Origin of the sequence: Devosia litorisediminis (assembly GCF_018334155.1) — a bacterium.
In the GTDB taxonomy this organism is placed as follows: Bacteria; Pseudomonadota; Alphaproteobacteria; order Rhizobiales; family Devosiaceae; genus Devosia; species Devosia litorisediminis.
In genome coordinates this window covers 369,101-383,719 of record NZ_JAGXTP010000001.1, presented here as the reverse complement: position 1 = coordinate 383,719, position 14,619 = coordinate 369,101, and the positions used below count along the sequence as shown (strand labels likewise).

12 protein-coding genes are annotated in these 14,619 nt (G+C 61.3%); 1 reads left to right on the top strand and 11 read right to left on the bottom strand.

The features are described 5' to 3' along the window. Positions 1-7: 7 nt before the first annotated feature. From KD146_RS01800 to KD146_RS01770, 7 genes are all read right to left on the bottom strand, one after another. Complete coding sequence (locus tag KD146_RS01800; RefSeq protein WP_212657043.1) at positions 8-853, bottom strand: carbohydrate ABC transporter permease; 846 nt, start codon at positions 851-853, stop codon at positions 8-10. Next, on the bottom strand, positions 853-1,818 hold the full coding sequence (locus KD146_RS01795) for a carbohydrate ABC transporter permease (protein ID WP_212659071.1): 966 nt from the start codon (positions 1,816-1,818) through the stop codon (positions 853-855). Before KD146_RS01795 ends, KD146_RS01800 begins: the two co-directional genes overlap by 1 nt. 92 nt (positions 1,819-1,910) lie before the next feature. Next, positions 1,911-3,179, bottom strand: coding sequence for an ABC transporter substrate-binding protein (locus KD146_RS01790; protein ID WP_212657042.1), 1,269 nt, complete (start codon positions 3,177-3,179; stop codon positions 1,911-1,913). Between the two features lie 537 nt (positions 3,180-3,716). Next, the gene (locus KD146_RS01785) at positions 3,717-4,721 is read right to left on the bottom strand and encodes an ABC transporter ATP-binding protein (RefSeq protein WP_345790806.1); all 1,005 of its coding nucleotides are present in this window, start codon (positions 4,719-4,721) and stop codon (positions 3,717-3,719) included. A 59-nt stretch (positions 4,722-4,780) separates the two neighbouring features. Then, positions 4,781-5,905, bottom strand: coding sequence for a carbohydrate ABC transporter permease (locus KD146_RS01780; RefSeq protein WP_249327698.1), 1,125 nt, complete (start codon positions 5,903-5,905; stop codon positions 4,781-4,783). Positions 5,906-5,979: 74 nt separating this feature from the next. Continuing rightward, complete coding sequence (locus KD146_RS01775; protein WP_249327697.1) at positions 5,980-6,987, bottom strand: carbohydrate ABC transporter permease; 1,008 nt, start codon at positions 6,985-6,987, stop codon at positions 5,980-5,982. A 90-nt stretch (positions 6,988-7,077) separates the two neighbouring features. Continuing rightward, positions 7,078-8,427, bottom strand: coding sequence for an ABC transporter substrate-binding protein (locus KD146_RS01770; protein ID WP_212659069.1), 1,350 nt, complete (start codon positions 8,425-8,427; stop codon positions 7,078-7,080). 502 nt (positions 8,428-8,929) lie between these two features. Between KD146_RS01770 and KD146_RS01765 the strand changes: the two genes are divergently transcribed. Next, positions 8,930-9,946: a substrate-binding domain-containing protein gene (locus KD146_RS01765; protein WP_212657039.1), complete on the top strand. Its 1,017-nt coding sequence runs from the start codon at positions 8,930-8,932 to the stop codon at positions 9,944-9,946. Between the two features lie 17 nt (positions 9,947-9,963). On the opposite strand, the gene KD146_RS01760 is transcribed toward KD146_RS01765, so the two are convergent. The 4 genes from KD146_RS01760 to KD146_RS01745 are packed head-to-tail and all read right to left on the bottom strand — an operon-like array spanning position 9,964 to position 14,556. Next, positions 9,964-10,845 (bottom strand): phosphotransferase family protein, encoded by an 882-nt coding sequence (locus tag KD146_RS01760; RefSeq protein ID WP_212657038.1) that lies wholly within the window; start codon positions 10,843-10,845, stop codon positions 9,964-9,966. Between the two features lie 25 nt (positions 10,846-10,870). Beyond that, positions 10,871-11,959: a DUF1513 domain-containing protein gene (locus tag KD146_RS01755; RefSeq protein ID WP_212657037.1), complete on the bottom strand. Its 1,089-nt coding sequence runs from the start codon at positions 11,957-11,959 to the stop codon at positions 10,871-10,873. A 2-nt stretch (positions 11,960-11,961) separates the two neighbouring features. Further along, complete coding sequence (locus KD146_RS01750) at positions 11,962-13,044, bottom strand: imelysin family protein (protein WP_212657036.1); 1,083 nt, start codon at positions 13,042-13,044, stop codon at positions 11,962-11,964. Continuing rightward, positions 13,045-14,556, bottom strand: a complete 1,512-nt coding sequence (locus KD146_RS01745; RefSeq protein WP_212657035.1) for a di-heme oxidoreductase family protein — start codon at positions 14,554-14,556, stop codon at positions 13,045-13,047. Positions 14,557-14,619 lie beyond the last annotated feature (63 nt).

Here is a 14,619-nt window from a genome sequence, read left to right as displayed (position 1 = left end):
TTGCTCCTTAACCTTTGACGCCGCCAGCGGTCAGACCGCTGACAATCTTGCGCTGGAACACCAGCACCAGGAACACCAGAGGCACGGTGACGATCACCGACGCGGCCATGATGATCCCCCAGGGAATTTCGTATTGCGAACCGCCCGAGAGCAGCGCGATGGCCACTGGTACGGTGCGTGTCTCGTTCGATGAAGTGAAGGTCAGTGCGAACAGGAACTCATTCCACGCGCCGATAAAGGCCAGCAGGCCCGTGGTCACCAGCGCCGGCCACATCAGCGGCATGAACACGCGGGTAATGATGACCCAAGGACTGGCGCCGTCGACAATGGCCGCTTCCTCGATCTCGATCGGTAGATCCCGCATGAAGGTGGTCAGCACCCACACCGTGAAGGGTAGCGTGAAGATGGTGTAGCTGAAGATCAAAGCCCAGGGCGTATTGTAGATGCCCAGTGCCCGGATCACCTCGAACAGCCCTGCCAATACGGCGATCTGGGGGAACATCGACACCGCCAGAATGACCATCAGCAAGAAGCCCCGCCCGCGGAACCGCACGCGGCTGAGCGCAAAGGCGGCCGTGACTGCCAGAAACAGCGCCAGCATTACCGTGACCGAAGCCACAAACACGGAGTTGAGCAGATTGCGTGGAAAGCTGCCCTGATTAAGCACCGCCGTATAGTTCTCAAGACTGAACGAGACCGGCCAATAGGTCACCCGGAAGATGTCGGTGCCCGATTTGAAGCTGGTCAGGATGGCGTAGTAAAATGGGAAGACCGAGACCACCACGATGACCACCACCAGCGCGTAGAAGGCCACCGTCTTGGTGAGCTTCCACAGATCGAATGTCGCGCCCATTAGCGGTCTCCCCCGTCAAACCGGACCTTGCCCAGCCAGATATACAATACGGTCAGGATCGCGATGATCAGGAACAGCAACGTCGATTGCGCCGAGCCGTAGGCAAACTTGTCGAAATCGAACAGGTTTTCGCGCGCCAGCACGCTCATGGTCTTGGTCGCCGAACTGTTGGGCGTCAGCACATAGATCAGATCGAAAATGCGCAGCGCGTCGAGAAGGCGGAAGATGATCGCCACCATTAGCGCGGGCCGCACCAACGGCAGGGTGATGGCAAAGAACTGCTTGACCGGATGCACCCCGTCCAGGTCGGCGGCCTCATAGATATCCTTGGGTATCATTTGCAGCCCGGCCAGGATCAGCAGCGCCATGAACGGCGTGGTTTTCCAGATGTCGACGATCAGCACGGCGGTCATTGCCGTATCAGCACTGGCGGTCCAGGCCACCTTCTGGCTGAGCAGACCCAGCCGCAGGCCCAGATCATTGAGGATGCCGAACTGGTCGTTCAGCATCCAGGCCCACATCTTGGCCGATACGATGGTGGGGATCGCCCATGGAATAAGAATGGCCGCACGCACAATGCCGCGCCCCTTGAATTCGGCATTGAGAACCAGCGCCACGATCATGCCGAGCACGGCTTCAAAGCTCACCGACCAGAATGCGAAGCGCAGCGTGTTCCACACAGCATTCCACCACGCGCCATCCACCAGCAGGCCGCGATAGATGGTCTTGCCGCTATCGAGCGTCGTCCAGCGCAGGTAATTGCCAAAACCGATGAACTCGGCGCCATACAGATCTGTCAGCGAGGCGTCGGTGAAGGAGAAATAGATCGAGCGCAGCAGAGGCCATCCCGCCACCACGCACAGCGCCGCCAGCATCGGCAGCAGAAACCAGCGCGCCGCCGTCAGCCGTTGCTTGCTGAGCTCCGTTCGGCCCTTGACCACCACGACGGGACCGCTCGCCACCATATCGCTCGCCATTAATGCTCTCCCCTCTTGCTTTTTTTGGCCAGGGCGGGCAACGGCACGACCCGTCGTCCGCCCTGCAGGTTTGGGAGGTCTTACCAGGCGTCGCCCTTGAGCTCGCTCAGATCAGCTTCGAGAATTTCGAGGTTCTCGGCAGCCGAGCCATTGCCCGAAAGCGTGTCATGCACAGCGCTCCAGAACAGCGAGGAAACCTCGTTGTACTTCACCTTGGTAGGCGCCGAGGGACGGGGCACTGCATTGAGGAAAACCTCTTTCCAGCTCGGAATGATCGGCTGGGCAGCGGCAACGTCGGCATCGTCATAGAGCGAAACGATGGTGGGCAGGTTGGACTGGTTGATGGCACGTTCCTTCTGCACCTCTGGAGAGGACAGGAACAGAGCCAGCTTGATGGCTTCTTCAGGATCAGGCGAGTACTTCGACACCGCCACGTTCCAGCCACCCAGCGTTGCCGCCGAGCGGGCGCCTTCGCCGTCACCCATGGGCAGAGGTGCGACGTCGAACAGGCCCTTCACAGCCGAATCGTCGCCATTGCCCAGCTGATAGGCATAGGGCCAGTTGCGCATGAACACGGCGTTGCCTAGCTGCCAAACGCCACGGCTTTCTTCTTCCTGATAGGCCAGATTGCCTTCTGGCGAGATGGTGCCGATCCAGCTGGCAGCGCGCTCAATCGCGGCAGCTGCCTGTGCGTTGTTGATCGAAATGGTGCCATCGGGCTCCACGATCTGGCCGCCGCCATTGGACACAACCCACTCAAGCGCATCGCAGGTCAGGCCTTCATAGGCATTGCCCTGGAACACAAAGCCGTACATTTCACTGGCACCGGCTGCGCGCTCGGCATCCATGATTTCCTGAGCGGTAGCAGCCATTTCGTCCCAGGTCGTGGGCACGGGCTTGTTGTATTTTTCCAGCAGGTCCTTGCGGTAGTACAGCGCAGGCGCATCGGTGAAGGCGGGCATGGCGACCAGCTTGCCGTCAACGGTCTGCGACTCGATGATCGATGGGAAGTGATCAGCCACCACGTCCTTGGCCGCATCGGTCAGGTCCAGAAACTGATCGGCCAATTGCGGCGCCCAGATCACATCGGTCTGATACACGTCGATATCGGCATTGCCGGCGGCCAGCCACAGACGATACTGACCGAACTGGTCAGAGGTCGAAGAGGGCATTGGCACGATGGTTACGGTGTTGCCGGTTTCCGCTTCGAAGCGGTCAAGCTGGGTGCGCAGAAACGCCAGCCCATTGCCGGTATCGCCCGACACCATGGACAATTCGGCTGCCTGGGCCGAGCCCATGACGAGCGTGACGCTGGTCAAAAGGCCAACGAGCAGTTTGTTGATTTTCATAAATAGTCCTCCCGAATGAAGCAGTTTTCGGGAAAGCGCGCAGTTGCAGCCAGCGCATTGCGCTGGCCCCATCCCGCTTCTCCTCCCTCAAAAGCACTCTCCGCAGCTGTTTCGCCGGCGTTTTCAAAGCGCTTTGGACAAAAAGAAGCAGAGCGTCCAAAATCTGTCAAGCATCCTGACAAAGTACTGCCGACACCACAATCGCAGCGCGGGAGTTTATATAAGGTATTTCAAAGTGTTAGGGGGCATCAGAATTCTGCGTCTGCCTGGGGATAGTGCGCTCCATGATGTACGCACCTCAAAACCTTGTAGCGCATCCGCTGGCCGAACCGAGAATTTGAAACCGCTTTGGATTCGCGCGCGTAATCCAGTTTCCGGTGGGATGATCAATCCCGCACACCCACTCAGCCCGCAGCAAGACCCCGATACCAAAAGAGCGGCACAGGGCTGACCTGTACCGCTCTTGATAAACGCGCTGCCGCCGCTCCCGCCCCGCTCAGGGCCCGGAAATGCCCGCGCGGCCTTTGGCTGGCGGCCTCAGCTGATCGGCTTGCCATTGGTGTCGAAGCGATGGATTTTGTCGTCCACTGGTGAGAAGTGGATCGTGTCGCCGCTGCGATATTTGGTCGACCCGTCGACCCGCACCACCACCGGATCTTCCTGCCCCATGTCGATATAGACATAGCTGTCCGAGCCCAGATTTTCGGTATGGATCACCGTACCGCTCCAGGTGCCACTATCGGGCGAAACCGTCATGTGCTCGCTGCGCACGCCGACGGTATGGGCGTTGAATGGCTTGGCCTTGTCGCCCTCGATCAAATTCATCTTGGGCGAGCCGATAAAGCCGGCCACGAACAGCGATTGCGGCTGCTCGTAAAGCTCGAGCGGGGTGCCGACCTGTTCGATCCGGCCATCGCGCAGCACACAGATCCGGTCAGCCAGCGTCATGGCTTCAACCTGGTCATGGGTCACGTAGATCATGGTAGTCTTGACCATGGTCTCGTGCAGCTTGGCGATCTGGATGCGGGTCGCCACACGCAGCGCGGCGTCCAGGTTCGATAGCGGCTCGTCAAACAGGAACACCTTGGGATCGCGCACAATGGCGCGACCAATGGCGACACGCTGGCGCTGACCGCCCGAAAGCTGGCCCGGCAGACGCTGCAGATAGGGTGTCAGCTGCAGCTGCTCGGCGGCGGCCGCCACCTTGGTCTCGATCTCGTCCTTGTGCGCATTGGCGATTTTGAGCGCATAGGCCATGTTGTCGTAAACCGTCATGTGCGGATACAGCGCATAGCTCTGGAACACCATGGCGATGCCGCGCTTGGACGGCGCGCGATCATTGACCACCTCTCCTTCGATCTCCAGCGTGCCGCCCGTGATCTCTTCGAGCCCGGCAATGCAGCGCAACAGCGTGGACTTGCCGCAGCCCGAGGGGCCGACAAACACCATGAACTCGCCCGACTTGATGTCGAGATTGATGTGCTTGAGCACCTCAACTTGGCCGTAACGCTTGCTGAGGTCGGTGAGCTTGAGGTTTGTCACGATCCGCTCTTCTTTCTTCATTGAACCGCCAATGGGCAGTTGCAGGCCGTTTGCCCGACTTACTTGACCGAACCCGCCAGCAACCCGCGGACGAAGTAGCGCTGCAGCGCAAAGAACACGATCAGCGGCACCACAATGGTGATGAACGCGCCAGCCGTGAGGATTTCCCAGTTATTGCCGCGCGAGCCGAGCAGGCTCACCAGCTTGCCGGTGAGCACCAGTCGATCCTGTTGCGCCCCCAGGAACACCATGGCCACCAGCAGATCATTCCACACCCACAGGAACTGGAAGATCGAGAACGACGCCAGCGCCGGAAAGCTCAGCGGCAGGATCATGCCGGTGAAAATCTTGAAGTGCGATGCGCCATCAATGCGGGCAGATTCCATGATCTCCTTGGGCAGCCCGACCATGTAATTGCGCAGCAGATAGATCGCCAGCGGCAGGCCGAACGCGGTGTGGGCCAGCCATATCCCCAGATAGGTCTTGCCATCCTCGGCCCCGAACATCTGCGCCAGCTGGTTGTAGAGCGTCAGCAGCGGTATCAGCGACATCTGCAGCGGCACCACCAGCAGCCCCACCACCAGCGCCACGATGAACCCGCGGAACGGGAACCGCATCCACGCCAGGGCATAGGCGGCGAACGCCGCAATCAGGATCGGAATGATCGTGGCCGGAATGGTGACGGTGAACGAGTTGACGAAGCTGCGCCACACCCCGTTGGACGTCAGCACCTCGTAGTAATTGTCGAGCGTAAAGCGCGGCGCGATTTGCGCCAGATAGAAGATGCGCGGCCCGCGCGTATGGGTGAATTCGCTCGGTGAGGTCCAGTTGAAGCTGCCATCGGCAGCAACGGTAATGGTGCCGCCCTCTTTCATCTCCATGCTGCCGCCCGGCTCGGTGGCCGCTGGCTCGCTATTGCTCAGGCCAAACCCGCCCAGCTGCTTGTTGGTATCGCTACCGAACACATTGCCGCTGATCACGAACTGGCCGCCTTCGGCCACCTGATCCGCGGCGGTGCCGATCCGGGTCACGCCCAGCGATTCCGACGCGCTCATGGCGGTCCACCAGCCCGAAACGGCCAGCTGATCCTTGTCGCGCAGCGACGAGACCAGCAGCCCCACGGTCGGCAGGGTCCACAGCGCCACCAGAAACAGCAGCATGAAATGGGTCAGCAGGCGACCCATCTTGATCTTGCGCAGCCAGTTCGGCCGGCTTGTGGTTGCGCGCGTCAGTTCGGTGTTTTCGGCGACAGCGGTCATTATCGTGTCCCCTGCTCTGCATTGGCGCGTCGAATGTTCCAGATCATGATCGGCAGCACGGCCAGCATGATCACCACGGCGATGGCCGAGCCTCGGCCATAGTCAAAGTTCACGAACATCCACTTGAACATGAAATTGGCCAGCACCTCGGTGTCCCACTGGCCATTGGTCATCGCGAAGATGATGTCGAACACCTTGAGCACCACGATGGTGATGGTGGTCCACACCACAACGATGGTGCCCATGATCTGCGGGATCATGATGTCGAAAAAGATCCGGATGTCACTGGCACCATCGATGCGGGCGGCCTCCAGCGTTTCCTCGGGAATACCGCGCAGCGCTGCGGACAGGATCACCATGGCAAAGCCGGTCTGGATCCACACCAGAATGATCATCAGGAACACCGAATTCCAGAACGGAATGGTGATCCAGGCCTGCGGCGGTAGGCCGAACCCGGTGACGATGGCGTTGAGCAGACCAATCTGTACATCGCCTTCGCCGCGATAGTCATAGACGAACCGCCAGATCACCGAGGCGCCGACAAACGAGATGGCCATGGGCATGAACACCAGCGACTTGGCCAGATTGCCCCACCAAAGCTTGTCCGCCAGCACGGCGATCACCAGGCCAAACGCTGTTGCCAGCGAGGGCACCACGATCAGCCACATGGCGTTGTTGAGCACCGAGCGCTGGAAATTGCCGTCCGACAGCGCCCAGATATAATTGTCGAAGCCAACGAAATTGCGCCCGGTCTTGTCCAGCAGGCTCAGCCGCAGCGTCTCGAACACCGGGTAAACCAGATAGACCGACAGGAACAACAATGCCGGCAGCAGGAACAGCCAGGGCCGGATGCTGTCGCGAAGCTTGTCGCGACGCGTCACGTCTGCGCCAGTTACATTGTCTGAATTGAGGAACCGGTCCAGGAGCCAGTTGGTGCCCCAGAAATAGGCGACACAGGCGGCAAGCGCCACGGCGATCGCAATTGCGGCGCCAAAAATCTGCTGCAGCACATCGCCCACGTGCCGTCCTCCCCATTGAATTCTTTTGGGTGGGACCGGCGGCGTGCCGCCGGTCCCTGCTTCAGCTTTATAGCTGAACTACTTGATCGCGTCCCAGCTGGCCTGGATTTCGTCACCAACTTCCTGCGCCGACTTGCCGCCCACGAAGTCCACCATGCCGGTCCAGAAGCTACCGGCACCGATGGCACCTGGCATCAGATCCGAACCGTCGAAACGGAACGTGGTTGCATTGAGCAGGATTTCGCCTTCGCCCTTGAGGGTGTCATTGGCGTAGGTGTCGACATTGGCAGCCTTGAGCGTGGACAGGAAGCCCGACTGAGCCATCCAGACCTCGTTCGAGATCGGGTTCATCAGGAAGTCGATGAACGCCTGAGCTGCGGGCGAGTCCTTGGTCACGACAGCCAGGGTGCCAGCACCCAGAACTGGCTTGCCCAGATCACGCTCGGTCGAAGCGGGGAAGTAGAAGAAGTCCGCATCAACGCCCAGCTCGGTGCCTTCTGGGAAGAAGGATGGGATGAACGAAGCCTGATGGTGCATGTAGCAGGCCGGCGGCACTGCAAACAGACCCAGTGGGCTTTCACGGAAATCGGTGGTTCCGACAGCAGCAACGCCACCATCGACATAGTCTTCGGTCTTGGCGAACCAGCCGAATTCGTCGAGCGCAGCAATCACCTTTGGATCATTGAACTTGAGGTCATTGCTGACCCATGCGTCATAATCTTCGGGGGTGTTGATGCGCAGCATGATGTCTTCGACCCAGTCGGTCGCTGGCCAGCCGGTGGCGCCGCCTGAACCCAGACCAATGCACCAGGGCGTGCCGCCATCGGCAACGATCTGCTCGGTCAGGGCCTTGAGGTCTTCATAGCTCTGCGGCAAGTCATAGCCGGCATCAGCGAAGTTATCTGGCGAATACCACACCAGCGACTTCAGATCGGACTTGTAGGGAATGGCGTAGAATTCGTCTGCGCCAGCCGCATCCTTGTATGTGCCAAGCGACACGAACGAGGAACCAGCAGCGTGCTCGGACTCGACGCGGGCCTGAACCTCGGCCGACAGCGGCACCAGATAGCCCTTGGAGGCCATGTCAGCCAGCAGACCAGGCTGTGGCAGGATGGTGATGTTTGCCGATGAACCAGCGGCGGCATCGATCTGTGCCTGCTGCTCATAGTTTTCTGAGGATGCGTATTTCACCGTCACGCCGGTGGCATCTTCAAAATAGGCCAGAACGCTCTGGAACATCTCCTGATCGCCGCCTTCGCGCCAGGGACCCCAGATCGTCAGCGTATCGCCGGACAGATCGCCATGAGCTGCGGCAAACTCCTCCAGAGCGCTCCAGCTAAACGCGCCTTCGCCCTTTGGGAACATCAGTTCCTGAGCTTGGACATTGGTTGCTGCCAGCGAGACGCCGAGCAGCATTGCCGTTGCCATCATATTGAATTTCATAGGATTTCCTCCCAAGTAGCAGAATGATCGGGAGGCAATACCAAGGCGGCCGACGCGCGATGCGTCAGCTGGATTGCCTCGTCCTCCCGACAAGCACCCGATTATACGGCCGGACTGGCCAGAAATCTCAAAGCGCTTTGAACCAAAAAACAAACAGAGCGCCCATTCTGAGTCAAGCGCACAACTGACCTAGCATCGGCATATGACGTTTGCAATCGATACAGATTGGCAAAAACCAGCGTTTTTCGCGATCTTCCTCGCACAGCAGCAAATTGGGCCTTTGCAACGTTAAACTGGCTGTATAGCCACCCACCAGCGCAAACTGTGCCCTTGCGTGAAAATTTGAAATCGCTTTGAATAAAGCAGGAGGAGAAAGCCGATCTGCTTGACTCCGCAGGTCAGCTGCTCGCGACACAGGCTGTTGGATCAATGTGCCAGACAAGGCGCTCTTCTGCAATCGCGCCTGTGCCGAGAGCCATGAACGCTTATGAGACTGAAAGATTTGGCCGAGCATCTCGGCCTGTCACAGACCACTGTCAGCCGTGCGCTCAATGGCTATCCAGAGGTCAATGAAGCCACCCGGCTACGCGTTGCAGAAACCGCAGCCCGGCTGGGCTACCGCCCCAACGCCAATGCCCTGCGGCTGGCCACCGGCCGCGCTGGCGCAATCGGCATGGTGCTGCGCGGCTCATCCGAATTCGGACCCCACACCAGCGAGTTTCTCAGTGGCGTCGGCGGACGGTTGGCCGAAGAAGAAATGGATATCATCGTCACCACCGTTCAGTCCTATCAGGATGAGGTTGCCGCCTATCGCCGCATAGCCGCCAGCCAGAAGGTCGACGCGATCATTCTGCACTCCCCGACCCTGCACGATGAGCGCGCCAAACTGTTGCTCCAGCTCGGCATTCCCTTCGTGCTCCATGGCCGCACTGATATTGGGACGCCTCTGGCCTGGTTCGACATCGACAATGCCGGTGCCATGGAACGCGCCACCAGCCATTTGCTGGATCTGGGTCACCGCCGCATCGCTCTGCTCAACGGCATCAAGGATCGCACCTTCGCCGTGCATCGCGAGACCGGCTATCGCAAGGCTCTGGCGGCGCGCGGCATCACGCCCGATCCGGCCTTGATGAGCAATAGCGTGTTCAGCGACGAAATCGCCTTCCGTACCGCTCATGACCTGCTCGCTCAGACGCCCCGCCCCACAGCGTTTCTGGCAGGATCAATGATGACAGCGCTCGGGGTTTTCCGCGCCATCCGCCAAGCCGGACTGGTACTGGGCAAGGATATTTCCCTGATCGCCCATGACGACGTCTTTCCCTATCTCAACGCCGACAACATGTACCCCACCATGTCCACCACCCGCTCCTCGATCAATCAGGCCGGTGTACGTATCGCCGAACTCATCCTGCAGATCCTCAGCGGCAAACCGGCCGCCGACATTCACGAGCTCTGGCCCGTCGAACTGGTCCTGCGCGAAAGCACCGGCCCCGCGCCAATCTGACGGGCTGAAGCTGGGTCTCAGCCCGCAATAGCCACGCACCGCGCCAGCAACCAGTCGGCGACTTTGCGGTCACCCTCGCGCACCGCTTCGAACAGGCGCTGCAGCCCGATCCGCAGCATGTAGCAATCCAGCACATCAGGGTCGCCCAATGCGGCGGGGGCGTATTGTTCATAGAACTGCGCCTGCTGCTCCATGCAATCGAGCCAGCCGCGCCAGAACACCAGATTGGCCACATCATAGAGCGGGTCACCCACCAGCGCTTCTGACCAGTCGATCACAGCGGTCACGTTGCCGTCGGCACACAGCACATTGCTGGAGCCGAAATCGCCATGCACCAGGCAGGCTTTCTCCGGGCAATGCGCCGCCAGTTCCTGCAGCCGTGCCAGGAGCGCGTCAGGTTTGCCTGCCGGCCCCCGGTCCGCAATGCGGGCCCAGTCATAGTGGACCGGGTCCGCCACAGCGCCCAGAAAATGGCGCCAGTTCGGCATCTGCGCCCTGCCCGCCTGATCAAGCCATCCAAAACCGCCAGCATCCGCCATGTCGATGCTCCCGATATCGCGCAACACGGCGGCAACGCCCGCACATGCGCGGGCCACATCGGCCGCCTCTGTGTCTTGCAGCGTCGTGCCCTCGGCGCGCTCGGATATGCAGAGCCATTCCGCTTGCCCCAGGGGCACAATCGCGCGGATCACCGGAATAGGCAGAACCCCACCATAGCGTTGCTGGATCAGCCGGTCTTTTCGAAAACCCCGTGCCGACGCAGACACCCGCGCAATGAACGCCTGCCCGTTACAATCAAATCCATAGGCCGCAGACTCGTCGCCCCCGGCAATGGCGGTCAATGGCGATGGTGCGCCCAGGGCCTGGGTGATGGCATCGCGCAGCGTATCCAGCGTCATGGCAGAATACGCCCCGCCATCAGCCTCACACCCGCAGCATGTGGTTGTCGAACTGGAAATCATAGTGTTGCGGCGCGCGTTCATTCTCACCGACACCGATCAACTCGCCCATGCCGCTGCTGGCCACAAAGCCGGCGCCGTCCGCTGCCAGCCCGCAACCGCTGCGCAGGGCCTGCACCAGTCTGGGCTGCCCTGCATCGGCATCAATCGCCACCAGCAGATCACCCTCAGGCGAGGAAATTGCAATGGTATTGCCATCGGCCGAGGCCGCCACCGAGCCCACATAATTGCGCAGGTCACGGAGCGTATCATTGGGCAAGTTGATCAGCTTGATGACCCCGTCCATGCTGGCATAGCCGACCAGCTGCGGGCTCTGGCTCGGTGCCCCCTTATACTGGCAGCCAAACCACACCCGGCTGCGCGCATCGATCGCCATATGCCGGATCGAAAGCTGATGCAGGCCACCATCCAGCCGCAACTGGCCCACCAGCGCGCCATCGCGTCGGTCGATGAACACAACTGAGGGGTCCATGGTCTCGATATTGAGCTCGCTCCGGCCATAATCGGGATGGGTCTCGATCCCGCCATTGGCTACCACCAGCGTCACCCCGTCGGGCATCAGCAGCATTTCATGCGGGCCGGTGCCATGGGTCGGAAACTCGCCCAGCCGCCGATAGCCATCGGTGGCGTCATAAATCCCCACCACGCCCTGCGCGGCGTCGAAATCGCTCTCGGTGGCATAGAGCAGCCTGCCATCGGGCGAGAACACGCCGTGCCCGAAAAAGTGCCGCCCCGTCACGCTGGTCAGCGTCAGCGGCGCTTCCTGCCCCGCCGGGTCAAACACCACCGCAAAGGTCCCCGGCTGTCGCGCAAAAACCACCCCGCGCCCCGCCGCCCGGCTGATCGTTACATCATGCCCCCGGTCGGGCAGATCAATGCTGGCAATCAGCTCGCCTGCCTCGCCCAGCAGTACGGCCCCATAGCGCCCCTTGGCCGTCTGCACCGCGCTGGCAAACACCAGTGCCGTGCGCTCCAGCGCCAGACTTTGCCGCGGCATCAGACTGGCGGCAAAGCCCGCACCCGCCGCCTGCAAAAATGCCCGCCGCTGCCACATGATCAGTCGCCATCCAGTGCCGAAAACCCGACACTCAGCCCCAGCGCCGCCGACAATTGCTCACCCACAATCCCCTGCAGCGAGCCCGTCACCAACACCAGATAATCAAGCGCCTTGGCCTGCTTGTCATCGGCCACTGCCTCAGCCACCGGCAGCGTTACCAGATCCAGCGCCCGGATCGCATTGCGGAATTCAAAGTCGATCGTGTTGTCGAGCCCCTGATCCTTCTCGCCCACCGCCCGCGCCACGCCCGACAGCGCCACCAGCGCTCGCATGCCCTCGATATTGGCGCGTACAAAGTCCATCGTCAGCCCCGAGCGCCAGAATGCGGCCAGCTTGGGCGCTGCCGCCTTTTCCGCGCTGGCCATAAAGGGCTTGAGATGCTTGTCGCGCAGCGCCTCGCTGCCATGTGCTACCAGCCCGACAATCTCTTCGAGCGCCTCGATATTGGAGCGGTAGTCGGCATACTCCGCCCGCGGCGCCTGCAGCCGGTCGGCCACGCCATTGGGCAGATACCAGCCCGCCACCAGCGCCTTGGCGATCTCCGCAATATTGGCGGCAATCGCGCTGCCATAGGCACAGCGAAACGCCCCCTCTGCGCCACTCAGGCTTTCCGATCCGGTGCCGAACAGCACAAATTCCAGGGCCCCCAGCCCCTGCACGGCCACGCTTTTGGCCTTCAGGCCCGCAAGGTCGGTCGCCAGCGCATCCTGCTCCGCCAGAATGGCCTGCACTTGCTTGAGCCCGATGCCGCGGCGATCCGGCCAGAAGAACAGCCGGTCCGCACGATTGTCTTCCATCAGCGGACCAAGGCGCAGGAAATCGACCTTGCCATAGGCCACAACTACCTGGCCGAATTCCTGCCTGGCGATCGCCAGCCCGTCCGCATCCGGCTCCGCACACAGCGAACCGACGGCGCTTTTAAGCCCGCGACTGACCGCATCGAACCGGATCACGCTGGGCCGGATCACATCGACCACCGCCGCGCGCAACACGGCCTCCGCCGCCATCGGCTTGGGCAGCGACTGCCCCTGCGCGCCCCCGCCCAGAGCCAGCATCATCACGGCGATCAGCAATATGCGCATTTACAGGGATCCCAGGAAACTCAACAGGTCGTCACGCGTGGCCGGTGACAGGGCGGCAAACGCATCGCGTGCCGCCTGCGCTTCTCCGCCATGCCACAGAATGGCTTCGGTCAGATTGCGGGCCCGACCATCATGCAGGAAAAAGCTGTGCCCCGAAACCGTCTCGGTCAGCCCGATGCCCCATAGCGGCGGCGTGCGCCACTCAAAGCCATCCGCCATGCCCTCGGGCCGGTGGTCGGCCAGCCCTTCGCCCATATCATGCAGCAGGAAATCCGAATACGGCCAGATCAGCTGAAACCGGTGCGCCGGGTTTTCCGCATCGCGGCTGGTCACGAATTTGGGCATGTGGCAGCTGGCGCAGCCCGCCGCGTAAAACGCCTGCTTGCCGGCCAGCACATTGGGCGCGTCCACATCGCGCCGCTCGGGAACCCCCAGCGTCTGCGAATAAAACGTCACCAGCGCCATCACCGGATCGGGCGCTTCGCTGGGTCCCAGCCGCGCCTGCTCGCCCGTGGGCATGGCCAGACATTCGGGCTGGTTCTCGGTGCAATCGCCAAACGGGGTATTCACCAGCGGCGAGGAAATCCCGATATCGCCGGCAAAGGCCGCTGCCGACTGGCTGGCAATGGTGGCCTTGCCCGCCTTCCAGCCAAACCGTCCCAGCATCACGGACTGGCTGGCCGGCTCGATCGTCCAGTTGGCGCGCCCTGAAATTCCGTCCCCGTCCGCATCCTGCGGATCGGCATGGGCCAGAATGTCCTGCGCTGGAATGGCCTCTACCAGCCCCAGCCCTATCATCGGATTGGCCAGCCGCGGCGACAGCATCACATTCTCGGCCATCGGCCCGTAATTGAGATCGGCCACCGAATATGTCGGCGCCCGCAGCGTCACCACGCTGCCATCGCCCAGCGTCACCGGCAGATCGCTATAATCGATCACCATGCGCCCTTCGCCCATCAGGCCCGGTACGGCAAAATCCTGCAGCTGCCCGCCATAGGTGGGGTCACCCACCTCCCCGGCATACACCCCGTCGATCCCCTCGCGGGTATCATGTTCGCCCGGCGGCACCGACAGGCGCAAGAACATCGAGACATTCTCGGCCTGCCCTTCAAACGGGGGATGCCCCCGCCCGTCCTTGATATGGCAGCTCTGGCATCCCCGCGCATTGAACAGCGGCCCCAGCCCGTCCGACGCCTGGGTTGAACTGGGCGAGCTCACCCAGATCTTGCGGAACAGCGCATTGCCCAGCTTGAACTGGCCTTCCTGTTCAAAGCTGAGATTGTCCAGAAAATGGCTGAACGAGTCTGCATTTGCAGCAAACGTCGTGGTGCCCTTGCCCGCCGGCTTGGCCTCGAAATTCTCCGCCTTGGAGAAATCCGTCGTCGGTGCCGTCACCCGCTGCACGCGCGCCAGATCCTCCGGCGTCAGATCGCTGCGCACCCCGGCATCTTCCGCCAGGGCGACACCGCTCGCCAGCAGGACAATCAGGGCGATGCTCAGAGGTGTTTTCATGGCGCGTTGACTAGCCGTTTTGCTGCAAGAACTCAAATGGCCGCGACGTCGTAAAAGACGCCG

Bases quoted from the DNA above. Each gene is read 5' to 3' on its own strand.
- KD146_RS01800 (WP_212657043.1), bottom strand. From the start codon at position 853: ATGGGCGCGACATTCGATCTGTGGAAGCTCACCAAGACGGTGGCCTTC.
- KD146_RS01795 (WP_212659071.1), bottom strand. From the start codon at position 1,818: ATGGTGGCGAGCGGTCCCGTCGTGGTGGTCAAGGGCCGAACGGAGCTC.
- KD146_RS01790 (WP_212657042.1), bottom strand. From the start codon at position 3,179: ATGAAAATCAACAAACTGCTCGTTGGCCTTTTGACCAGCGTCACGCTC.
- KD146_RS01780 (WP_249327698.1), bottom strand. From the start codon at position 5,905: ATGGGTCGCCTGCTGACCCATTTCATGCTGCTGTTTCTGGTGGCGCTG.
- KD146_RS01770 (WP_212659069.1), bottom strand. From the start codon at position 8,427: ATGGCAACGGCAATGCTGCTCGGCGTCTCGCTGGCAGCAACCAATGTC.
- KD146_RS01765 (WP_212657039.1), top strand. From the start codon at position 8,930: ATGAGACTGAAAGATTTGGCCGAGCATCTCGGCCTGTCACAGACCACT.
- KD146_RS01760 (WP_212657038.1), bottom strand. From the start codon at position 10,845: ATGACGCTGGATACGCTGCGCGATGCCATCACCCAGGCCCTGGGCGCA.
- KD146_RS01755 (WP_212657037.1), bottom strand. From the start codon at position 11,959: ATGTGGCAGCGGCGGGCATTTTTGCAGGCGGCGGGTGCGGGCTTTGCC.
- KD146_RS01750 (WP_212657036.1), bottom strand. From the start codon at position 13,044: ATGCGCATATTGCTGATCGCCGTGATGATGCTGGCTCTGGGCGGGGGC.
- KD146_RS01745 (WP_212657035.1), bottom strand. From the start codon at position 14,556: ATGAAAACACCTCTGAGCATCGCCCTGATTGTCCTGCTGGCGAGCGGT.